This window comes from Mesorhizobium liriopis (assembly GCF_024053505.1).
Lineage (GTDB): Bacteria > Pseudomonadota > Alphaproteobacteria > Rhizobiales > Rhizobiaceae > Mesorhizobium_B > Mesorhizobium_B liriopis.
Window position 1 is genome coordinate 87,053 of sequence record NZ_JAMXQS010000009.1, and the last position, 21,013, is coordinate 108,065.

Genomic DNA, 21,013 nt, shown 5'->3' on the forward strand with positions numbered 1-21,013 from the left:
GAGCGACGCCGCCCCACCCGCAAGCAGGAACTGCTTCGCCAAGGAGAGCTTCATCCAGCGTCTTTGGGCAGAGCGCCAAATCGGGGAGATCGGACCGGGGCGTCTCACATCAGCCTTCCGTGAGGCGGCACAGTCAATGGCAGTGCGCGTAGCCGCGTTGCCGCATGGTTGGTTTCGCCCGCGCTTTCACCGTTGTGACCGTCGAGGCCCGTGATGCGAAAGAGTGCGGCAGAAAGGTTCATTCGATATGCAATATCTCGAATGCCGCCTGAAACAAGTCTTTGCCGGCTAAGTTATGATACAAATAGACCAGGAGCGGCCTTGCGGCCATCTCCTGGTCTGGGCCCGAATGGAAGGGACGGGGCATTCGGGTTTCAGAGACCGCCTCGTCGGCGGAAACCTTTATCGCGACCTGGCCGTCGAACCGACCTTAGTTGCTCGCACCACCGGCTGCCGGAGGCTTCGGCGCGTCGATCTTCACATTGACATCGGTGCCGCCACCGCCACCGCCGCCTCTCACAAGGTCGAGCCCACCAAAGAACAGGAAGGCGCCGATCACCAGCGCCAGGATGAATATGGCAACCGCCCAGCCGGCACTGCTGCCATTATCCGTCGTCACGATCGTCGTACGGTCTTCACTCATGAACCCCTGATCCTTTCGTCAGTATGAACTTGGCTTCGCATTCAAGGTCACCCGGATCCGGCCTTCCTTGTCTGCTGCTGCAACGACTGCAGGCTTTTCCGGTGCGGTTCCAATCGGCCGCTCGAGACCCCGCTCGAGGCAATGCGGTGGAATGTCCGGCCAGGTCGCCTCCTCGCACGAATGAGTGCTGGAAGCGGTCGGCGTGACATTGCGGATCACTTGCATGGCGACTGGCGAGGCCGAATGATCATGCGGCCAGGGCTGGCCATCGGACGAACGAACGTCATGCGCGAAAGCCACCGAAGCGGACAAACAGCATGCGCCGACGGACGCCGCCCAACCGATCGTTCTGATCCACCTCATGACCCTGCCTGCATCCGCACCGATACATCGTCACCTCAATCGAGGCCGCCATGGAATGTGCGGAATGCGCAAGCGTTGCCGTTGCAGGACCATTGCAGAGCAGCTGCGGACCAGAGGCCTATCTGCTGTCGGTCTTTAGTCCCAAAGATGATCCGTTATACTGCGCCTTCACTGCAAACGCCTGCCATCATGAGGCCGAAAGAAAGTCTTGAGGCCATCGCGCCCATTGTTCGGTCAGTCGATGTGCACCGAAGAACTTCGGCATTTGCAAGCCAAGTGATGACGCTTCCTGCGCTCGATGACTGGAAAGACGCGGTCCGCGCAGCTATGCGGTGCCGATATCGGCTCCATACCCGGGAGCAACGACCCCAAAAGAGGGAGACGCCGTGTCCTCTTCCGCAGGCTTTCATCGTCTTGCAGGCACTTCCGCCGGCATCCCCCGCACCGTATGGGTTCTGGGATGCGTCAGCCTGCTGATGGATATCTCATCCGAGATGGTCCAGACGCTTCTTCCCTATTATCTGATTGCCGGTCTCGGAGCCTCAGCCACCTTTGTCGGCTTTGTCGAAGGCTTGTCGGTTGCGATCGCGACGCTCACCAAACTGTTCTCAGGTCTGGTTTCGGACCTGACGGGGCGGCGAAAGCCTCTGGCGGTCCTGGGCTATGGGCTCGGCGCGCTTTCCAAGTTCATCTTTCCCCTGGCGGGAGCCGTCGGCTGGATCGTCGCGGCCAAAGCCCTCGATCGTGTCGGCAAAGGTATTCGTGGCACGCCACGCGATGCCCTGATCGCGGATGTGACACCGCCCGAGCTGCGCGGTGCGAGTTTCGGGTTGCGCAAATCGCTCGACACCGTGGGTGGTTTTGTCGGCCCCCTGATGGCCATGGCTCTGATGATCGCCTTCAACAACGATGTGCAGGCGGTGTACTGGATAGCGGTGGTTCCGGCCAGTCTCGCCGTGGCACTGCTGATCGTGGGCATCCGGGAGCCCGCGCCGTCTTCAGCCTCCGCCCCTCAAACGAAGCCGTTCCGCTTGGCGGACGCGGCCAGGCTGAGCGGCGCGGCATGGTTCGTGATCGGTGCCGCCAGCCTCTTGACCGCCGCGCGCTTCAGCGAAGCTTTTCTCTTGCTCAAGGCTGACGAAGCCGGCTTCACACCGGCCATGGTTCCGCTCACCATGGTCGTCATGCATGCGATCTATGGCCTGACCGCCTATCCGGTCGGCCGCCTCTCGGATGCGCTCGGCAGAACGGCGCTGCTGTTCATAAGCCTCGTGGTTCTTGTCGCGGCCTATCTGGTGCTCGCGCTGGCGTCCTTCACATCCACCTTCCTGCTGGGGATCGTCTTGTGGGGCCTTCATATGGGCCTTTCGCAAGGCCTTCTCGCTGCGCTCATCGCGGATACGGCGCCGGCGAACCTGAAAGGCACCGCCTTCGGCATGTTCAACTTGGCGACGGGGATCGTCGTCCTGATCGGCAATGTCGCAGCGGGCTTTCTTTGGGACAGTTACGGATCCCGGATGACGTTTCTGGTGGGAGCGGCCATCTCGCTTCTGGCTTTGTCGATGTTCGCTTTCGCGAGCGTCCGGCATCGGCTGTTTGCGAGGAAATGACAGCATCCTCAGTTTATGGCCGGTGAGCATCCCCCTCCTGGGCGTCCTGGAGCATTGTCCGCAGACCGTCCAGCCGATCCTGCGCCCGCTGAAACCAGATATGGGTTTCGTCTTTCCAATCCGGTCCCATGCCTTCGCGCTGGGTGACACGGATCGCGCCTGAGCGGAACTGTTCGACCTCGCGCTCGAGCTGGCCGATGAGCAAGGTGCACAGCATTCTGTTGAAGGGCACAAGATCCGACATGAGCATCTCCCGAGAAGCTTGTTGTTTGGAGGGGATGGAGCGGAAAGAAATGCCGCCTGCTGTTATCCCGCTTGCCGGTCAACCGAGCCGTCCGCGCCGGTAACCGGCAAGCGGACGGCCCGTGGACCCGGTTGCGTCAGGGCCTCGATGCGGTGACCACGCGATCGCCGGTCACGGGGTTGACCGCGCCCATGCGCCCACCGAACCAGCCGGCCAAGGCGCCGAGGATCAGACCCAACGCGCCGAACAGCGAAGCACGGGCCACCGCGGACGCAGCCGCATCCGCAGCAACGGTTGCCTGTTGCTTGGCCGTATCCACGGTCTGACGATATTGCTGCTCATATTGCTGCACCTCGGTCCGCGCCTGTTCGATCGGTTCATTGCGGGCAGCCGCGATGGCCTGAGCGGCGCGCTCGCGTGCCTGCTCCGCCTCTGCTTCATTACCCGTCAGCGCGGCGCGCACGGCAGACACGGCAGCATCGCGAAGCGCGGCAGGATCCGTGCCGCCAGCCGTCGAGCGGATCGACTGTTCGATCGACGAGAAGGGATCGGCGATGCCCGAAAGGTTCGGTGCGGCAACCTGTGCGGCCGTCTGGGCCGTTGCGCCGACGGTCGTCGCGACATTGCCGAGCGCATTGGTCAGCGTCGTGTAGGCCCCGCCGATCAGTCCGCCAATGGTCGAGGTCAGGAGGTAGAAGATCACCAGCGTGGTTGCCGCCCAGGTCGTGACGCCGTGCCACGCAGCGCTCGAAGCTTTCGGCTGACCCGACAGCCGTCCCGCCACATAGCCTCCCGTCAGCGAGGCCAGGATTCCGGAAGCCAGGAACCAGATGCCGGCACCGATCGAGAAGGTTGCCGCCGACGGGTTGTCGGCCGTGCCCGGGTCGAGCGTCGTGGCACCCAGCCCGACACCCAGAAGGCTCAACAGAAGCTGGACCACGAGGGCGATGACGATGCCCGCGAACACGGCTCCCCACGAGACGCGGTTGAGCGCCACGGTGCGGAAGTCGTCGGCTGTGGTTGCGACGCGGTATGGGGTGTCGTTGTCCGCACGGGGGCGCAGGCCCTCGGACTTCAAAACGTCGTTCATTGAATTGTCCTGATCATGCCCGATCGCACATGCGGGCACCTGACGGGGGCATAACCGTCAGGTGCATGATGATGCCTGGTTGACTGAGCGCCTAGATGCGGTCGATCGTGCGCTTCACGCCTTCCTTGGCGTCGCCGACGCTGTCCTGCACCTTGCCGGCAGCCTTCTCGGCCTTGCCTTCGGCCTCGGTGCGCTCGTTGCCGGTGAGCTTGCCGATCGCTTCCTTGACCGAGCCCTTGACCTGCTTGGCCGTGCCCTTGAACTGATCTTCATTCATGACGTTGCCTCCAAAGGCATTCCGGTCCGATCGACCTGCCTTGCGGGGCAAGAACCAAACATTTGTTTATCGGTTCCAATCGGTTCAAAAAGACTATCCCTGCCAGTATAGGGATACTATCGCCGCCGCTTTCGCGTCTTGTGAAGCTGATCCGTGCCGAAGCCTCGATCCCGCGCCCAGACCACAGCGTCGCTGCGGCGGTTGACGCCGATCTTGCGGAAGAGCGATGCGACGTGGTTGCGCACCGTATGGCGCGAAACGCCGAGATCCGCTGCGATGGACGGATCGTCGAGCCCACGGCACAAGCGCTCCAGCACCTCGCGCTCACGCGCGGAAAGGTCGGCAGTGCCCGATGGCATGAGGGAGCGGTCGGAGCGGGCCGGTGCCTTGAGCGCGGCCAGTTTGTCGATCACGGCCTGACTGAACCATGAGGCATCGCTCATGACGGCCTCGATGGCGCGCATCAGCTCGGCTTCCGTCTGCTTGCGCGTGGAGACATCCTGGAAGGCGCAGAGCAGGCATTCGGCACTGTCGATGACCACGGTGTCGGCGGAGACGAGCACGATCAGTTCGTCGCCGTCCTTGCGCCGGATGCGGGTCTCGAACCCCGTGACGCTTCCCTTGAGCGCGATCGCGTCGTGGAAGCGGTTTCGGCTGTCGTCATCCGTCCAGAGCGAAACCTGATCGGAGGATTGGCCGACGATATCGCGCGCGCGATAGCCCGTGACCGTGCAGAAGGCCTCGTTGATGTCGAGAAAGCGCCGGTCGTGCCTGCGCCAAAGGGACATGGGCGCGGGCGCCAGGCGAAACAGTTTCGCGATCTGCTCTTCGCGCTGTTTGAGCGCCGACATGGCGAGCCGCCTCGGCTCCAGATCGGCGAAAGTCAGCAGCATGCAGGCGGCTTCGTCCACCTCGAGGGGCTGACCGGCCACGATCACGAGCTTGTCGGTGCCGCCCGGCAGTTCGAGATAAGCCTCCATCTGCGGGATCGTTTCGCCAAGCTGCAACTTGCGCAGCGCAAGGTTGCGCTGGTCGGCCTGGCGGAAGACGTCGATGTCACTCAGCGTCTGCTCCAGCACCGCGTCCCGTTCGAACCCGGTCATCTCCAGGAAGCCCTGGTTGACCTTGATGAAAGCCTGGTCGGCCAGCCGGCAGATCAAGGCCGGTGCGGGGTTGGCGGCAAAGGTACGCTCGAAACGATCCTGGGCCTGAAACTGCTCCGTGACATCGGCGATCACGAGAGCCAGGCAATCTGGCGCGCCCTTGGGATCGTTCACGACCAGACTGCGGATCCGGTGCGTCCATCGCTGTTCGGGAACATCGCGCCTTTCCACCTCGACGATGACTTCGTCGAAGGACTGCCCGCTCAGCACCCGTTCGATCGGGTACTCACTGGGCTTCACGAGATGATTGTTGCGATAACGCAGGATGAAGCGGCTGCGGTACTCGTTCACCGACTGGCCGAGTTCGCCCATATCGCCGACGCCGTGCATGCTCAGCGCGGCGGGATTAGCGAATGTGATGCTCTGGTCGGGCTCGATCAGAATGACGCCTTCCGTCAGCGAGCGCACCACTTCCTCCAGCTCAAACCGCCGAAGCTGTTCCATTCTCACCCCAAGACCTCATTCCGTGGCGATCCAAATGAGGCCCGGAAGGAATTGGGCAAGAGCAGCAGGTGATGGCGCCCATTGCCTCTCGATCAGGAGTGGGGGGCACAAGCGCAGCCTTCCAGCGAGCGGACTGTCCGCTGGGGCTTGCTTCGAAGCTGAATGCCGTTTGGATCGGCGTGAGGTGAAGCCCGTTCAGCGACCTTTCGCGGGCTTTTTTCTCACCCCATGCGTTCGGAGGCATGGGCGCCGGGGGATGGCGGGAAGACGACCGTGCGGTCGCCGTTGAGGAAGGTGCGGTGCTGGATATGGGCGTGGATGCCGCGAGCCAAGACCTGCGCTTCCACATCGCGTCCGATCGAGACATAGTCCGCCGCACTTTGCGCATGCGTGATGCGGGCCACATCCTGCTCGATGATCGGGCCTTCGTCGAGATCGGCCGTCACATAGTGCGCGGTCGCCCCGATCAGCTTCACGCCGCGCTCGAAGGCCTGCTTGTAGGGGTTGGCGCCCTTGAAGGAAGGCAGGAAGGAGTGGTGGATGTTGATGATGCGGCCCGACATCTTCTGGCACATCGCGTCTGAAAGCACCTGCATGTAACGCGCTAGCACGATGAGTTCGGCGCCCGTGTCCTCCACAATCTCCATGATGCGCCCTTCGGCCTGCGGCTTGTTGGCCTTGGTGACGGGCACATGGTGGAAGGGCAGGTCGTGGTTGACCACCACCTTCTGGTAGTCGAGGTGGTTGGAGATCACCGCCACGATGTCGATGGGCAGCGCGCCGATCTTCCAGCGGTAAAGCAGGTCGTTCAGGCAATGGCCGAAGCGTGACACCATCAGCACCACTTTCATGCGCTGGGCGGTGTCATGGAAGGCATGGGTCATGCCGAACTGTTCGGCGATCGGTGCAAAGCCGGCTTCGATGGCATCAAGGCCCACGCCGTCTTCCGAGTGAAACACCACGCGCATGAAGAAGCGGCCCGTATTGTCGTCGTCGAACTGCGCGCTGTCGGTGATGTTGCAGCCCTTGTCCGCAAGATAGCTCGCAATCGCAGCGACAATGCCGCGACGGCTGATGCAGGAAACGGTGAGGATGTATCTGCTCATCAATCTTTCCAGTTCGAAACAAGCGTAGCCTGCGCATCGCGCAGCGGCAGCTATAAGGTGTCAGCGTTGTGAAAGGCTCAAGCAGCCGCGGCGTTCAAGCGAAGAATTGCGACTTCGAGCGCATGCCAGATCGAACCCGCCGCCGAGCGCATGCCCAGAACGGCGACGCGATCGGGTGCGCGCCGGATCACGAACACGCTCATATGCTCGAGGCCCGTGCGCGTCGCCGAACCGGCAGAAAGGCGGCTCGCGTCGATGTTGACGAGCTTTTCCATCAAGCGAAGGATCGGTTTCTCGCCCATCGAGGACCGGATTTCGAAGGCGGCGAACCCATCCGTCTGCTCGGTCACCGAACAGCCGGGACACGATGTGGCCACTTCCACCGCGAAGTCGCTGTCGGCGCGGTGATGCCCCTCGATCATCCACTGACCGGGGCCGGTCCAGAAGGCCGAAACTCCTTGCGAGCCCGTCCAGCCGCCAGGGCCGGGGAGGTCGAGACCGAAAGGCGACGGCTTCGGGGCGTTCCGGCGCAAGGACACGGATGCCAGCGCCAAGGCAGCGTTCTCTTCAAGCGTAAGGCTGCCGCTGCTCAGGCTGCGGGGCGCGTTGCTGCCAAGCGCTGTGATAGGCTCAAGATCAGGCACGCAGACGCTCTCCTTCCGGATCGACGAAGTGGGCGGACACGACGCGCAGGCGCACGCTCTGGTTCTGGATCGGGTTGGCCGCGACGATCACTTCGCCCCGACGCGCCGCGCCGTCAGCCAGGAAACCCAGGCCGATGCTGGAGCCGATATGGGGCGAGAAGCAGGCGGAGGTGATCCAGCCCTGATCGGTCGCCGTCTCCTGTGTCGCGCCTTCCGCAAAAAGATGCGAGCCGGCGACCACAGGCTCGGACGGATCCACCGGCTGGAGGCCGACCAGCACGCGCGTGTCGGCGGCCAAGCCCTCGCGCCGCGACATCACCGCGCCAACCGAATCCTTCTTGGTCGAGACCATCCGGCCCATGCCCAGCATCTGCGCCGTGGTCTGGCCGTTCAGCTCGTTGCCGGCAGCATGGCCCTTCTCGATGCGCAACACGCCGAGCGCTTCGGTGCCGTAAGGCGTCGCGCCCAGATCCTGTCCCAGCTCGACCAGGCGCGCGAAGAGCGCATTGCCGTAGCGCGCGGGCACCGCGATCTCGTATGCCAGCTCGCCCGAGAACGAGATGCGGAAGAGGCGCGCGCGCGCGCCGCCGCAGACCGAGAGATTGGCGCAGGCCATGAAGGGGAAGGCCTCGTTCGACAGGTCGAACCCATCCACCACGCGTTCGAGCAGCTTGCGCGCGTTGGGACCCGCGACCGAGAACTGTGCCCAGGCATCGGTGGTCGAGATCAGCTGCACGTCGAGTTCGGGCCACAGGCACTGCCGCGCGAACTCCATGTGGCGGTAGACCGTGCCGGCATTCGCGGTGGTGGTCGTCACGACATAATGGGTCTCGCCCAGCCGCGCGCAGGTGCCGTCGTCCCAGGCCTGCCCGTCCTCGCGCAGCATCAGACCATAGCGAACCATGCCGGTCTTCAGGCTCTTCATCGCATTGCAATAGAGACGGTCGAGGAATTCGGCGGCGTCCGCGCCCTGCACATCAACCTTGCCGAGCGTGGTCACGTCGCAAATGCCCACGCCCTTGCGCGCCGCCAGAACCTCGCGGTCCACCGACTGCCTCCAGTGCGTTTCGCCGGGGCGCACGAAATACTGCGCGCGCATCCATTGGCCGACTTCCACGAAGACGGCGCCGTGGGCGGCCGCCCATGGGTGGCTCGGCGTCAGGCGGCGGGGGCGGAAATGCTCGCCCGTGTTGCCGCCGCCCAGGACGGAAATCGAAACCGGCGTGTAGGGCGGGCGGAAGATCGTGGTGCCCGTTTCGGCAATGCCCTTGCCGGTCATCTCGGCCATCACGGCGAGGGCGGAAACATTCGCCGTCTTGCCCTGATCGGTCGCCATGCCGAGCGTGGTCCAGCGCTTGAGGTGCTCGACCGCGCGCATGTTCTCCTGATGCGAGAGCTTGACGTCCTTCACCGTCACGTCGTTCTGGAAATCGATCCAGGCGCGGTGCTTGCCCGGCACGTGCCAGAGCGGACGCAGGTTCAGTGGCGCGTCTTCGGCGGCGGGTAGTGCTGGCCGGCTCGCCGCGATCCCGAGGTCGTTCAGGGCACGGAGAGCGGCATCCGCGCCCGAAGCCAGTGCCGCATGCGTGGTGCCTTGGGCCGCCGCGGCGCCGGCGACGATCATACCACCGGGCAGGTCCGCGGGGGCCAGAAATGTCTGCTGCGCCTCGTCCCAGACAGGACGTCCGCGCTGATGGGAAGCGAGGTGCACGTTCGGGTTCCAGCCGCCCGATACGCCGAGCGCGCTACAGGCGATCCATTCGGTCTGGCCGCCGCGCGTGACGGCGACTGATTGAAGCCCGAGCCGTCCTTTGGAGCCGGACACGACCGCGTCGTTGATGACGCGATATGTGCCTTTCGCCTGTGCGTTGGGGCGTGAGTCCACGACCGCCGCGATCTCGACGCCGCGCGAGATGAGATCGAACGCGGTGCGGTGGCCATCATCGTTGTTGGTGAAGATCGCGACGCGCTTCGCGGGGCTCACCGCCCAGCGATTGGCATAGGCGCGCAACGCGCCGCCCAGCATGATGCCGGGCCGGTCATTGTCCCGGAAGGGAATATGCCGCTCGGTGGCGCCGCCTGCCAGAACGGTGCGTTTGGCCGTGATGCGCCAAAGCGTCTGGCGGGGCTGGATGCCGGGCTCAGGCTTGTGATCCGACACGCGCTCGACCGCGCCATAGATGCCATGGTCGAAGGCGCCGAACACCGTGGTGCGACGAAGAATGCGCAGGTTGGAAAGGCTCGCGAACTCGGCTTCGAGGCTCGCAATCCATTCCGTGGCAGGCCGGTCGTCCAGCGAATGACTTTCGGCCAAGAGCCGCCCGCCCAGGCGGTGGTCCTCGTCGGCGAGGATAACTCTCGCTCCGGCCCGCGCGGCGGTCAGTGCCGCGGCAAGGCCGGCAGCGCCTGCGCCGACCACGAGCAGGTCGCAATGGAGGAAGCCCTTATCGTAGGCGTCGGGATCGCCTTGCATCGACAGGCTTCCAAGGCCCGCCGCGCGGCGGATCGCGGGCTCATAGAGCTTTTCCCAGAAGGCGCGGGGCCACATGAAGGTCTTGTAGTAGAAGCCTGCGGTGAGGAAATTGGCGAAGAGATCGTTGACCGCCATCGCGTCGAAGCGAAGCGAAGGCCACCGGTTCTGGCTCCGCGCCTGAAGCCCGTCGAAGAGTTCCACGGTCGTCGCACGCGTGTTGGGCTCGCGCCGCGCGCCATCGCGCAGTTCGACCAGCGCATTGGGCTCCTCGGAGCCCGCCGCGATGACCCCGCGCGGGCGGTGATACTTGAACGAGCGGCCCATCAGCCGCACATCGTTGGCGAGAAGGGCCGAGGCGAGCGTGTCGCCGGGATGGCCGGCATAGGTCTTGCCGTCAAAGGAAAAGCGCAGCGTCCGGCTGCGGTCGATCAGGCCGCCGGACAGTCTCATGCCAGGTCTCCTCCGTCACGCGAGGCGCGGTTGCGTGCCACCACGTCGCCGGCGAGTTCGGCACCCAGGATTTCGTGTGTCACCGTGTTTCGCGTCACCACCAGCCAGGAGCGGTCGCCCTGTTCGTGGAACCACAATTCACGGTGCAGGCCGGCCGGGTTCTCGCGCAGGTAGACGTAAGGAAAGAACGTCTCGGCCGCATTCTCAGCCATGCCGTCCGGGCGCAGGAGAAGCGATGCGTCGCCGAGATAGGAGAACTCCTGCGCGTCGCGCAGGCCGAGCAAGGGATGGGGGATCAGCATGGAACTGGCCTCAATGCAGGTTCGGCTGGGCGCCCGCGCCCTTTTCGTCGATCACGGTGCCGCGCTGGAACCGGTCGAGCCGGTAGGCGCCAGCCGTTTCGTGGGGGCGGTCGGTGGCGAGCAGGTGCGCGAACGCGTAACCGGATGCGGGCGTCGCCTTGAAGCCGCCATAGCACCAGCCGGAATTGAGATAGAGCCCGTCGATCGGGGTGCGGTCGATGATCGGCGAGCCGTCCATCGACATGTCCATGATGCCGCCCCACATGCGCAGGAGCCGCGCGCGGCCGATCATCGGCATCACCGCCATGCCGCCTTCGGCGACATCCTCGACGGTCGGCAGGTTGCCGCGCTGCGCATAGGAATTGTAGCCGTCGATATCGCCGCCGAAGACGAGGCCGCCTTTGTCGGACTGGCTGATATAGAAATGGCCCGCGCCGAAGGTGATCACGCCCGGAATGGTCGGCTTCAACCCTTCGGAGACAAAGGCCTGCAGGACATGGCTTTCGATCGGCAGCTGCCCCATGCCGGCCTGAGCCATCACGCGGGAGGTGGAGCCCGCGACTGCGACACCGACCTTCTTGGCGCCGATGAACCCACGCGAAGTCTCGACGCCCTTGACCGTGCCGTTCTCGATACGGAAACCCGTCACTTCGCAGTTCTGGATGAGGTCCACGCCTGCACGGTCGGCGCCGCGCGCATAGCCCCAGGCCACGCCGTCATGGCGGGCCGTGCCGCCGCGTCGCTGCAGGAGCCCGCCTTTGACCGGGAAACGCGCATTGTCGAAATTGAGGAACGGGATCATCGCGCGCAGCGCGTCGCGCTCCAGAAGCTCGGCATCGGCACCTGCCAGGATCGCCGCATTGCCGCGCCGGCGATAGGCGTCGCGCTGGCCGTCGGTGTGGAACAGGTTGACCACGCCGCGCTGGCTGACCATCGCGTTGAAGTTGAACTCCTGCTCGAGGTTTTCCCAAAGCTTCATCGAGAATTCGTAGAAGGGCTCGTTGCCGGGCAGCAGGTAGTTCGAGCGGATGATGGTGGTGTTACGCCCGATATTGCCCGAACCGAGCCAGCCCTTTTCGAGTACCGCGATGCGCGACTGCTTGAAGGTGTTGGCGAGATAATAGGCCGTCGCCAAGCCATGTCCGCCGCCGCCCACGATCACGGTATCGTACGCGGCCTGGGGCTCTGGATCGCGCCACAGCGGACGCCAGCCTTTGTGCCCGCGGAGGGCTTCCTGCAAGACGCGGAATGCTGAATAGCGCATTCTCGGCCACTCCCGGATCATTCGAAAATCGAACTCTGTCTAGCGTAGCGAAGCGGCTTTGACTTGTCATAAAGTGACGAGAACTTGTCTTCCGGCGAAGCGCGTGATCTCAGTGTTTCCCGTGAAACAAACCGGAGCGGCTTTGAGCGATCAGGATGCGATGCGGGTGGGGTTCATCCTGACACCCTCCTATGCGCTGATGTCGCTCGCCTCCGCCGTAGAACCATTGCGGGCGGCCAACCTCCTTGCGGGATGCGAGCTTTACCGCGTGTCGTTTCTTTCCGTTGCGGGTGGCTTCATGGCGTCGACGGCAGGCGGCGGGTTCATGACCGCGCCGCTGGCTGCAGCCATGCAAAGCGAGGCGGATATCCCGGACCTCGTTTTCGTGGTGGCCGGCGGCAATCCCATGCTGTTCGCCGATGCCGAGCTCGACCGGAGCCTTCGGCAGCTCCAGCGAAAGCGCGTCGCGCTGGGCGGCATTTCGGGCGGGCCGGCCATTCTGGCAAAGGCCGGATTGATGGAAGGGCGGCGCTTCACCGTGCATTGGGAGCACCTCGACGCGTTGCGCGAATATGCGCCCGATCTTTTGCTCGAACACGCGCTCTACGTGATCGACCGCGACCGCTATTCATGCGCCGGCGGGGTCGCCGCCATCGACATGATGGGCGCGCTGATCGCCCGCCAGCATGGGGCGTCCTTCGCGCGCGATGTCAGCGACTGGTTCATCCATCCGGGTCTGCGCAAGGCGGATCAGCCGCAATTGGAGCAGGCGGGCCAGAGGCTCGGTTTTCCTCATCCGGTGCTCGAGGCGGCGGTGGAACTGATGAGCACCCATATTGCCGATCCCTTGAGCCCCGAACAGATCGCCTCGCTCTCGGGCGTGGGCCTGCGCCAGCTTCAACGCCTGTTCGCCGAGCGTCTGGGTGCGCGCATGATGGTGTTTTACCGCGACCTGCGGCTGGCCAAGGCCGATCAGCTTCTGCAGCAGACCGCACTTCCCGTGCTCGAGATCGCGTTGATGAGCGGCTTTGCGAGTGCCGCGCATTTCTCGCGCGCGTTCGCCGAAAAGTATGGTGCGGCACCGCGCGAAAGGCGACGTGCCGCGCTGAAGATGCCGTCGGCTACGCAATAGAAAACGGGGCGGCACAACCGCGCCGCCCGCCGGATTTGTCGGCAGCACTCACACGTCGAGCGTGGTTTCGCGCTCCCATTCCGTGAAGTGGGCGCAATAGCTGTCCCATTCGCGGCGCTTGAGCTTGAGATAGGCGCTCGAGAAGTCGCGGCCGAGCGCGTCCTGCAACTCGTCGTCCTTCTCATAATCGCGCAGCGCGTCGAGCAGGTTGAGCGGTAGGCGCGGCGCATCGGTAACCGTGTGGCCGTCCTTGTACATGTCGATGTCGTAGTGCCGGCCCGGATCGGCTTGATGGCGGATGCCGCTCAGGCCGGCCGCGATGATCACGGCCTGCAGGAGATAGGGATTCGCAGCGCCGTCGGGCAGGCGCAGTTCGAAGCGGCCGGGGCCGGGCACGCGCACCATATGGGTGCGGTTGTTGCCGGTCCAGGTCACGGTGTTGGGTGCCCAGGTCGCGCCCGAGATCGTGCGTGGCGCGTTGATGCGCTTGTAGGAATTGACCGTCGGATTGGTGATGGCGGCAAGGGCCGAGGCATGGCGCATGATGCCGCCCAGAAACTCCTTGCCGCGCGCTGACAACCCGAAGGGCATCGCGCTATCGGCAAAGGCGTTGGTCTTGCCGTCCACGTCCCAGACCGAGATATGGGCGTGGCAGCCGCTGCCCGTCAGCCCCTTGAAGGGTTTGGGCATGAAGGTGGCGCGCAGCCCGTGCTTCTCGGCGACCGACTTCACCATGAATTTGAAGAAGGAGTGCTTGTCGGCGGTCGCGAGCGCGTCGTCATATTCCCAGTTCATCTCGAACTGGCCGTTCGCGTCCTCGTGGTCGTTCTGGTAGGGCTTCCAGCCGAGTTCGAGCATGTGGTCGCAGATTTCGGCGATCACGTCATAGCGCCGCATCACGGCCTGCTGGTCGTAGCAGGGCTTCTCGGCCTTGTCGTATTCGTCCGAGATGACACTGCCATCGGGTGACACGAGAAAGAATTCGGGCTCGACGCCCGTCTTGACCCGCAAGCCCTGTTCGGCCGCCTCACCGACCAGCCGCTTGAGCAGCACGCGCGGCGCCTGCGCCACCGGCTTGTCTTCCATCACGCAATCGGCCGCGACCCAGGCGACTTCCTTTTTCCACGGCAGCTGGATCACCGAAGACGGGTCGGGCAGCGCGAAAAGGTCGGGGTGGGCCGGCGTCAGGTCGAGCCATGTGGCGAAGCCCGCAAAGCCCGCGCCGTCCTTTTGCATGTCGGCGATGGCCTGTGCCGGAACCAGCTTGGCGCGCTGGCCGCCGAACAAGTCCGTGTAGGAGATCATGAAATATTTGATGCCGTGCTCGGCGGCGAAGTCCTTGAGTTGGAGCGTCAATGCAGTTCCCCTTGCCTTTTATGCTTTTGAAAATGATCGGGCCCGGCAGCTCTCCCAAACTGCCGGGCCCGACGATCGGTCAGAACCCCCCTTTGCCCGGCACCCAGGAGGTGCCCGCCAATGGCACCTGGGCCATGGCCGAGGCCTCGATGGTGAGGGCGCAGAGGTCTTCGGGTTCGAGATTGTGCAGGTGGTTCTTGCCGCAGGCGCGCGCGATGGTCTGCGCTTCGAGCGTCATCACCTTGAGATAGTTGGCGAGACGGCGGCCGGCGATCACGGGATCGAGGCGTGAAGCGAGTTCCGGGTCCTGCGTGGTGATGCCCGCCGGGTCGCGGCCCTCGTGCCAGTCGTCATAGGCACCGGCCGTGGTGCCGAGCTTGCGGTATTCCTCTTCCCAGCGCGGATCGTTGTCGCCGATGGCAACGAGGGCTGCCGTGCCGATGGCGACCGCGTCGGCGCCGAGCGCCAAGGCTTTCGCCACATCCGCGCCCGAGCGAATGCCGCCCGAGATGATGAGCTGCACCTTGCGATGCATGCCCAGATCCTGAAGCGCCTGAACGGCGGGGCGGATGCAGGCCAGCGTCGGCATGCCGACATTCTCGATGAACACGTCCTGCGTGGCCGCCGTGCCACCCTGCATGCCGTCGAGCACGACCACATCGGCGCCGGCCTTTACCGCGAGTGCCGTGTCATAATAGGGGCGTGCGCCGCCGACCTTGACGTAGATCGGCTTTTCCCAATCGGTGATCTCGCGCAACTCGTTGATCTTGATCTCGAGATCGTCCGGGCCAGTCCAGTCGGGGTGGCGGCAGGCCGAGCGCTGGTCGATGCCTTCGGGCAGGTTGCGCATCTTGGCGACCCGGGGGGAAATCTTCTGGCCGAGCAGCATGCCGCCGCCGCCGGGCTTCGCACCCTGGCCGACCACGACTTCGATCGCGTCCGCGCGGCGCAGGTCGCGCGGGTTCATGCCATAGCGCGAGGGGAGATACTGATAGACGAGCGTCTGGCTGTGGCCGCGCTCCTCGTCGGTCATGCCGCCATCGCCCGTGGTGGTCGAGGTGCCCGACAGCGTCGCGCCGCGCCCGAGCGCTTCCTTGGCGTTGCCGGAAAGCGCGCCGAAGCTCATGCCGGCGATGGTGACGGGAATCTTCAGCTTGATCGGCTTTCTCGCAAAGCGGGTGCCGAGCGTGACGGAGGTGTCGCAGCGCTCGCGATAGCCTTCGAGCGGGTAGCGCGAGATCGAGGCGCCGAGGAACAGGAGGTCGTCGAAGTGCGGAACCTTGCGCTTGGTGCCGCCGCCGCGAATGTCGTAGATGCCGGTCGCCGCCGCGCGGCGGATCTCGGCCATGGTCGCATCGTCGAAGGTCGCAGACTTGCGCGGCGGGGTGGGCGGATTGTGATAGCTCATGATCGATTGTTTCTCCGCTCAGTAGGCGTCGGCATTGTCGATGTTGAAGGTGTAGAGCGTGCGGGCCGAGCCGTAGCGCTTGAAGTCTTCCGGCTTGGCATCGGACACGCCGGCCTTTTCGAGAAGCGCGCCGAGAGCCTCGATGTGCTCAGGCCGCATTTCCTTTTCGATGCAGTCGGCGCCGAGGCTCTTGACCGAGCCGCGCACGAAAAGACGCGCCTCGTAGAGTGAGTCGCCCAGCGCATCACCCGCGTCGCCCAGAACCACGAGATTGCCGGACTGCGCCATGAAGGCCGACATGTGCCCGATCGAGCCGTGCACCACGATGTCGATGCCCTTCATCGAGATGCCGCAGCGCGAAGCGGCGTTGCCCTTGATGACGAGCAGCCCACCACGCCCGGTGGCGCCCGCATATTGCGAGGCGTCGCCCTCGATCACGACCGTGCCCGACATCATGTTCTCGGCCACGCCGGGACCGGCTGAGCCGTGCACGGTGACCGTGCCGCCGTCATTCATGCCCGCGCAATAATAGCCGACCGAGCCCTTCACCTCGACGGAAACGGGCGCGTCGATGCCGACCGCCACCGAATGGTGGCCGCGCGGGTTGACGACCTCGAAGGCCGTGTCGTTGGCGCCGTCCTTGATGTCGTGAAGGGCTTGGTTGAACTCGCGCAGCGGCGTGACGGAAAGGTCGAAAACGGGCATCGGAAATCCTGAGAGGGAAGGAATGGAGAGGCGCGGCTCAGGCCGCGGCCTTTTCATGGTCCCAGAAGTAGACGGTGGCAGGCTCCGGCTCCCAGACGCGGGCGGTCTCGATGCCGGGCAGGTTGACGAGCGCGCGGTATTCCGAGCCGAAGGCGACATACTGGTCGGTCTCGGCCATCACGGCGGGCTTGCAGGCGATCGGATCGCGCACCACGCCGAAACCGGACTTGGTGCCGACCACGAAGGTGAAGAAGCCGTCCAGATCGTCGAGCGCGCCTTCGAGCGCCTGGCCGAGATCCTTGCCGGTATCCATTTCGGCGGTGAGATAGGCGGCGGCCACCTCCGAGTCGTTCTCGGTCTCGAAGCGAAGCCCACGCTTCTTGAGTTCGCGGCGCAGATTGTTGTGGTTGGACAGCGAGCCGTTATGGACGAGGCACTGATCGGCGCCCGTCGAGAAGGGATGGGCGCCGAGCGTGGTGACGGCGGATTCGGTCGCCATGCGGGTATGGCCGATGCCGTGCGTGCCGCCCATGGCGCGAACGCCGAAGCGGTTGACCACATCCTTGGGCAGGCCGACTTCCTTGTAGATCTCCACACTTTCGCCCGCGCCCATGACACGCAGCGTCGGTGCGATGGTGGACAGTGCCGCACGCACCGCATCGAGCTTGTCGGTCGCGAGCGTGATCACCGCATGCGTGCTCTTGATTTCAACTTTCGCGGTGCCGCCGGACGCATCCTCGATCTTGTCCTGAAGCCCGGCGAAATCCTGTTCGGGGTTGGCCGACTGAACGGTGATCTTGGCGTCGCCATTCGCCGCGCCGCCATAGATTGCGATGCCGGCAGAGTCCGGTCCGCGATCGGTCATGGTGATGAGCATGTCCGACAAAAGCGCGCCGAGCTGCGGCTCCAGCGCCTTGTCCTTGAGAAAGAGTCCGACGATCCCGCACATGGGGCTGATCCCTGATGACTGTGTTGCGAAAGGGATATCACCTTCAGTTCCGAATTCAACTGGTGTGAATGTTTTTTTCACATCAGGCAATTTCTAACGCAGGTACGCCTTGTTCGGAATTTCCCACGAGTGTAATTCGGGCATAAGAGTTTTACCTGAGGTGAAGTCGCAGCGTTCGCGTCGGCGCCGGTTCACGAGGACGGAATGTCAGACGCCAAAGCCAGCCACACGAACGCATCCGAGCCATCCCAGGCGCGAAAGAATTCGCTTAACCAGAACCCGCATGCCGTCCGCGATGCGCCCGAAAACGTGCTGGAAGTGGCGATCGGGCGCGAGGTGCGCGCGTTCCGGAAAAAACTCGGCATCACGGTGGCTGATCTGTCGGTCGCGACCGGCATCTCGATCGGGATGCTGTCGAAGATCGAGAACGGCGTGACCTCGCCCTCGCTGACCACGCTGCAAACGCTGTCGCGCGCGCTGGGCGTGCCCGTCACCGCCTTCTTCCGGCGCTTCGAGGAGGAGCACAACGCCGTCTTCGTCAAGAGCGGCGAGGGCGTCGATGTCGAGCGGCGCGGCACGCGGGCCGGGCACCAGTACACGTTGCTCGGTCATGTCGGGCCCAATTCCTCGGGCGTGGTGGTCGAGCCCTATCTGATCACGCTTTCCGAAGATTCCGATGTCTTCCCGACCTTCCAGCACGGGGGCATGGAGTTTCTCTACATGCTGGAAGGCGAGGTCACCTACCGCCATGGCCGCAACCTTTATGCCATGGCGCCGGGCGACAGCCTGTTCTTCGACGCCGATGCCCCACACGGCCCCGAGAAGCTTTCCAAGCGGCCGATCCGCTATCTTTCGATCATCACCTATCCCGAAGGTGCGGCGGGGGACTGAACGCCCGCTTCGCACCGAAGGGGACCGCAAGCGCACAACAGTCTTGCTGCGGCGCAGCACAGTCTTGCGCTTGACATTTCCTCTGCTTGGGTTCGTCATTCCTGTCAGGCAACAATGTTTGCCTGAAAGAAAACAGGGTGGATGAACCGCCGGGAGGAAAGATGAGCGTGAATCTGGCGCGGGATGCCGTCCCGCACGCCCTCGAAACGCGTATCGACCGCATGCACAGGCGTGACAGGATCGGCGCCATGGCCTTCGTGGTCGTGCTCTGGTTCGTCGTGCTCTTCGTGCTCTGGAGCATCTGGCCCGACATCACGAACGGAGCGATCCGCACCATTCTCTGCATCTGCGGCGCGGGCCTGCTCGTTCTCAACACGGCGGCGATCCTCGCCATGCTGCGCCATTACGAGAGCGACAAACACTTCATCTACAGCCTCGACCTGATGCATCTCGACGAGATGCGCCGGCAGAAGCGCGTTTGAGGAGACTTTCCATGGCCTATCAGCCACCCAAGCAGGGCTTTGTCGGGCAGATCGTGGATGTCGCGGTCTTGCTCGTGATGACGGTCGGCGCGCTCTACATTCCACTTTATCTCGGCCTCGCAGGTGCTGCCAAGACACCACGGCCCATCGAGAACCCCACCTGGGAAGCGCTCGGCCAGAATGCCGCCGAGCAGGCGCAATGGCAGGCCTTGGGCATCGCCGATCCGGCCGCCGCCAGCGACATCGTCACCGCGCGCTTCGACTACAGCTTCTCATGGGCCGCGCTTCTCGTCATGGCGGTGCTGGTGATCGGCTATTTCGTGCTCGTGGTCCGGCTTTCCGACAAGGAATACCGCGACGTCATCGCGGAGCGCTTCGACCGAAAATAGGCCGCCTTTATCCTTGGGAGGGGACAATGGACGTCTGGAACATCCTCGAATACTGCGCCTGGGCGCTGGCCGTCCTGTTCGGCGGCCATATGCTGATCGATCTCGCCCGGGTCGATTCCACTTATGACAATGACCTGCTGACCTCATCGCGCGAAGGCGAGATCGAGCTCACGCAGGAACTGCACAAGCTTTGAGGAGACGCCTGTGACACTCTCCTCAGCCGAACCCACAGTTCAAGCACAAGCCAGCACACAGGGTGGCGAACGTCTTCAGCTCCTGCGTGTGCTCGGCCCCGGCCATGTCTGGGCGCTCGGCGTCGGCATCGTCCTGGTCGGCGAATATATGGGCTGGAACTTCGCCGTCGGCAAAGGCGGCATGATCGCCGGTCTCGTCGCCTGCTGGCTGGCGGGACTGCTTTACACCTGCGTCGCCATGATCGACTCGGAAGTCACCTCCACGGTGGCCGCCGCCGGCGGTCAATATGCGCAGGCCAAGCACATCGTCGGACCGCTCATGGCCTTCAATGTCGGGCTTTTCCTCGTGATGGCCTATACGATGCTGGAAGCGGCGAACGCCATCACCATCGGCTTCCTGCTCGACACGGTGGCGGGACTGCAGGGCCATTCGGGTCTGCACCAGCCGCCCTTCATCGTCTTGACCGTGGTCTTCCTCGCCTGGCTCAACTATCGCGGCGTGTTGGCTACCCTCACCTTCAACCTGGTGATCACGGCCATCGCGTTTCTGGCCATCATCCTGCTCTTCGTTTCGGTCCAACTGGGTGCGTCCCATGTGCCGCTCGATTTCTCGGCCATTTCCACCGACCCGCTGCCCTATGGCTGGCTGGGTATCCTGGCTGCCCTTCATTTCGGGCTCTGGTACTATCTCGGCATCGAAGGCACCTGCCAGGCAGCAGAAGAGGTGCGCTCGCCCGCACGTTCCCTGCCCTACGGCACCATGGCCGGGATCATGACGCTGCTGATCGCGGCCACCCTCACATGGTATGTCTGCTCGGGGCTGATCCCGTGGGAATATCTCGGCCAGGCCGGCACGCCGCTTTTCGACGCCGCGCGCGTGACCGGCTCCACGCCGCTCATGGTCCTGCTCTTCATCGGCACGATCTTCTCGACGCTGGCTTCCGCGAATGGCTGCATCAACGACGCCTCGCGCGCCTGGTTCTCGATGGGCCGCGACCGTTATCTGCCCTCATGGTTCGGCGCAGTGCACCCGAAATACCGTACGCCCTATCGCTCGATCGTCTTTCTCGTGCCCATCGCGCTGATCTTCGCGCTCGGTGCGCCGCTCGATCAGGTGGTGACGTTCTCGATCCTGTCGGGCCTGCTGGGCTACACCTTCATGACCTTCAACATGGTGATGTTCCGCCGCAAATGGCCGCTCGGCACGATCAAGCGCGGCTATGTGCACCCTTTCCACCCGTTCCCCGCGATCCTGCTGCTCCTGATTTGTGCGGCGACTTATTTCGCGGTGTTCCTGGGCTATGGTTCGCAGCTGATCGCGATGATGTGCTTCTATATCCTCGCTTCGCTCTGGTTCCATTTCTGGCGCTATCGCTTCGTGCGCCGGGGCGACCAGTTCACGATGCCCTGGCCGCGTCCACAGGGGTGTTGAGC

At 64.0% G+C, this 21,013-nt stretch carries 21 protein-coding genes; 7 read left to right on the forward strand and 14 right to left on the reverse strand.

The features are described 5' to 3' along the window. Positions 1-430 precede the first annotated feature (430 nt). Complete coding sequence (locus NGM99_RS18555) at positions 431-643, reverse strand: hypothetical protein (RefSeq protein WP_252821716.1); 213 nt, start codon at positions 641-643, stop codon at positions 431-433. 749 nt (positions 644-1,392) lie between these two features. On the opposite strand from NGM99_RS18555, the gene NGM99_RS18560 reads away from it, so the two are divergent. Further along, positions 1,393-2,616 (forward strand): MFS transporter, encoded by a 1,224-nt coding sequence (locus NGM99_RS18560; RefSeq protein WP_252821718.1) that lies wholly within the window; start codon positions 1,393-1,395, stop codon positions 2,614-2,616. Positions 2,617-2,629: 13 nt separating this feature from the next. Here NGM99_RS18560 and NGM99_RS18565 read toward each other — a convergent pair whose 3' ends face one another. From NGM99_RS18565 to NGM99_RS18605, 9 genes are all read right to left on the reverse strand, one after another. Then, positions 2,630-2,860, reverse strand: coding sequence for a hypothetical protein (locus tag NGM99_RS18565; RefSeq protein ID WP_252821719.1), 231 nt, complete (start codon positions 2,858-2,860; stop codon positions 2,630-2,632). A 136-nt stretch (positions 2,861-2,996) separates the two neighbouring features. Further along, positions 2,997-3,950, reverse strand: coding sequence for a PhnA-like protein (locus NGM99_RS18570; RefSeq protein ID WP_252821721.1), 954 nt, complete (start codon positions 3,948-3,950; stop codon positions 2,997-2,999). A gap of 91 nt (positions 3,951-4,041) precedes the next feature. Continuing rightward, the gene (locus tag NGM99_RS18575) at positions 4,042-4,227 is read right to left on the reverse strand and encodes a CsbD family protein (RefSeq protein WP_252821723.1); all 186 of its coding nucleotides are present in this window, start codon (positions 4,225-4,227) and stop codon (positions 4,042-4,044) included. Positions 4,228-4,343: 116 nt separating this feature from the next. Continuing rightward, positions 4,344-5,834, reverse strand: a complete 1,491-nt coding sequence (locus NGM99_RS18580) for a helix-turn-helix transcriptional regulator (RefSeq protein WP_252821725.1) — start codon at positions 5,832-5,834, stop codon at positions 4,344-4,346. A 221-nt stretch (positions 5,835-6,055) separates the two neighbouring features. Then, positions 6,056-6,940: a formyltetrahydrofolate deformylase gene (gene purU / locus NGM99_RS18585; protein ID WP_252821728.1), complete on the reverse strand. Its 885-nt coding sequence runs from the start codon at positions 6,938-6,940 to the stop codon at positions 6,056-6,058. A 77-nt stretch (positions 6,941-7,017) separates the two neighbouring features. Continuing rightward, complete coding sequence (locus NGM99_RS18590; RefSeq protein ID WP_252821730.1) at positions 7,018-7,584, reverse strand: sarcosine oxidase subunit gamma; 567 nt, start codon at positions 7,582-7,584, stop codon at positions 7,018-7,020. Further along, positions 7,577-10,507 carry a sarcosine oxidase subunit alpha family protein gene (locus tag NGM99_RS18595; protein WP_252821732.1) on the reverse strand — a complete coding sequence of 977 codons (2,931 nt, stop codon included), beginning with the start codon at positions 10,505-10,507 and terminating at the stop codon, positions 7,577-7,579. The genes NGM99_RS18590 and NGM99_RS18595 overlap by 8 nt, the downstream gene beginning before the upstream one ends. Beyond that, positions 10,504-10,809, reverse strand: a complete 306-nt coding sequence (locus tag NGM99_RS18600; RefSeq protein WP_252821734.1) for a sarcosine oxidase subunit delta — start codon at positions 10,807-10,809, stop codon at positions 10,504-10,506. Before NGM99_RS18600 ends, NGM99_RS18595 begins: the two co-directional genes overlap by 4 nt. 10 nt (positions 10,810-10,819) lie before the next feature. Next, a complete protein-coding gene (locus NGM99_RS18605; protein WP_252821736.1) occupies positions 10,820-12,073 on the reverse strand; it encodes a sarcosine oxidase subunit beta family protein in 1,254 nt (417 codons plus the stop codon). 142 nt (positions 12,074-12,215) lie between these two features. Between NGM99_RS18605 and NGM99_RS18610 the strand changes: the two genes are divergently transcribed. Continuing rightward, positions 12,216-13,205, forward strand: a complete 990-nt coding sequence (locus NGM99_RS18610; RefSeq protein WP_252821737.1) for a GlxA family transcriptional regulator — start codon at positions 12,216-12,218, stop codon at positions 13,203-13,205. Between the two features lie 48 nt (positions 13,206-13,253). Here NGM99_RS18610 and glnT read toward each other — a convergent pair whose 3' ends face one another. From glnT to NGM99_RS18630, 4 genes are all read right to left on the reverse strand, one after another. Further along, positions 13,254-14,561: a type III glutamate--ammonia ligase gene (gene glnT, locus NGM99_RS18615; protein WP_252821739.1), complete on the reverse strand. Its 1,308-nt coding sequence runs from the start codon at positions 14,559-14,561 to the stop codon at positions 13,254-13,256. 79 nt (positions 14,562-14,640) lie between these two features. Continuing rightward, positions 14,641-15,969, reverse strand: a complete 1,329-nt coding sequence (locus tag NGM99_RS18620; protein WP_252821741.1) for an FMN-binding glutamate synthase family protein — start codon at positions 15,967-15,969, stop codon at positions 14,641-14,643. 18 nt (positions 15,970-15,987) lie between these two features. After that, complete coding sequence (locus NGM99_RS18625) at positions 15,988-16,674, reverse strand: GXGXG domain-containing protein (protein WP_252821743.1); 687 nt, start codon at positions 16,672-16,674, stop codon at positions 15,988-15,990. Positions 16,675-16,711: 37 nt separating this feature from the next. Beyond that, positions 16,712-17,623 (reverse strand): class II glutamine amidotransferase, encoded by a 912-nt coding sequence (locus NGM99_RS18630; RefSeq protein ID WP_252821745.1) that lies wholly within the window; start codon positions 17,621-17,623, stop codon positions 16,712-16,714. A gap of 204 nt (positions 17,624-17,827) precedes the next feature. Between NGM99_RS18630 and NGM99_RS18635 the strand changes: the two genes are divergently transcribed. From NGM99_RS18635 to NGM99_RS18655, 5 genes are all read left to right on the forward strand, one after another. Next, a complete protein-coding gene (locus NGM99_RS18635) occupies positions 17,828-18,514 on the forward strand; it encodes a helix-turn-helix domain-containing protein (protein ID WP_252821747.1) in 687 nt (228 codons plus the stop codon). 161 nt (positions 18,515-18,675) lie between these two features. Then, a complete protein-coding gene (locus NGM99_RS18640; RefSeq protein WP_252821749.1) occupies positions 18,676-18,996 on the forward strand; it encodes a hypothetical protein in 321 nt (106 codons plus the stop codon). An 11-nt stretch (positions 18,997-19,007) separates the two neighbouring features. Beyond that, positions 19,008-19,385: a hypothetical protein gene (locus NGM99_RS18645; RefSeq protein WP_252821751.1), complete on the forward strand. Its 378-nt coding sequence runs from the start codon at positions 19,008-19,010 to the stop codon at positions 19,383-19,385. A gap of 26 nt (positions 19,386-19,411) precedes the next feature. Next, positions 19,412-19,579 carry a hypothetical protein gene (locus NGM99_RS18650; RefSeq protein WP_252821753.1) on the forward strand — a complete coding sequence of 56 codons (168 nt, stop codon included), beginning with the start codon at positions 19,412-19,414 and terminating at the stop codon, positions 19,577-19,579. A 10-nt stretch (positions 19,580-19,589) separates the two neighbouring features. Continuing rightward, complete coding sequence (locus tag NGM99_RS18655; RefSeq protein WP_252821755.1) at positions 19,590-21,011, forward strand: APC family permease; 1,422 nt, start codon at positions 19,590-19,592, stop codon at positions 21,009-21,011. Positions 21,012-21,013 lie beyond the last annotated feature (2 nt).

Bases quoted from the DNA above. Each gene is read 5' to 3' on its own strand.
- NGM99_RS18630 (WP_252821745.1), bottom strand. From the start codon at position 17,623: ATGTGCGGGATCGTCGGACTCTTTCTCAAGGACAAGGCGCTGGAGCCG.
- NGM99_RS18640 (WP_252821749.1), top strand. From the start codon at position 18,676: ATGAGCGTGAATCTGGCGCGGGATGCCGTCCCGCACGCCCTCGAAACG.
- NGM99_RS18565 (WP_252821719.1), bottom strand. From the start codon at position 2,860: ATGTCGGATCTTGTGCCCTTCAACAGAATGCTGTGCACCTTGCTCATC.
- NGM99_RS18650 (WP_252821753.1), top strand. From the start codon at position 19,412: ATGGACGTCTGGAACATCCTCGAATACTGCGCCTGGGCGCTGGCCGTC.
- NGM99_RS18580 (WP_252821725.1), bottom strand. From the start codon at position 5,834: ATGGAACAGCTTCGGCGGTTTGAGCTGGAGGAAGTGGTGCGCTCGCTG.
- NGM99_RS18600 (WP_252821734.1), bottom strand. From the start codon at position 10,809: ATGCTGATCCCCCATCCCTTGCTCGGCCTGCGCGACGCGCAGGAGTTC.
- NGM99_RS18620 (WP_252821741.1), bottom strand. From the start codon at position 15,969: ATGAGCTATCACAATCCGCCCACCCCGCCGCGCAAGTCTGCGACCTTC.
- NGM99_RS18575 (WP_252821723.1), bottom strand. From the start codon at position 4,227: ATGAATGAAGATCAGTTCAAGGGCACGGCCAAGCAGGTCAAGGGCTCG.
- NGM99_RS18555 (WP_252821716.1), bottom strand. From the start codon at position 643: ATGAGTGAAGACCGTACGACGATCGTGACGACGGATAATGGCAGCAGT.
- NGM99_RS18635 (WP_252821747.1), top strand. From the start codon at position 17,828: ATGTCAGACGCCAAAGCCAGCCACACGAACGCATCCGAGCCATCCCAG.
- NGM99_RS18605 (WP_252821736.1), bottom strand. From the start codon at position 12,073: ATGCGCTATTCAGCATTCCGCGTCTTGCAGGAAGCCCTCCGCGGGCAC.
- NGM99_RS18645 (WP_252821751.1), top strand. From the start codon at position 19,008: ATGGCCTATCAGCCACCCAAGCAGGGCTTTGTCGGGCAGATCGTGGAT.
- NGM99_RS18595 (WP_252821732.1), bottom strand. From the start codon at position 10,507: ATGAGACTGTCCGGCGGCCTGATCGACCGCAGCCGGACGCTGCGCTTT.
- NGM99_RS18625 (WP_252821743.1), bottom strand. From the start codon at position 16,674: ATGCCCGTTTTCGACCTTTCCGTCACGCCGCTGCGCGAGTTCAACCAA.
- NGM99_RS18570 (WP_252821721.1), bottom strand. From the start codon at position 3,950: ATGAACGACGTTTTGAAGTCCGAGGGCCTGCGCCCCCGTGCGGACAAC.
- purU (WP_252821728.1), bottom strand. From the start codon at position 6,940: ATGAGCAGATACATCCTCACCGTTTCCTGCATCAGCCGTCGCGGCATT.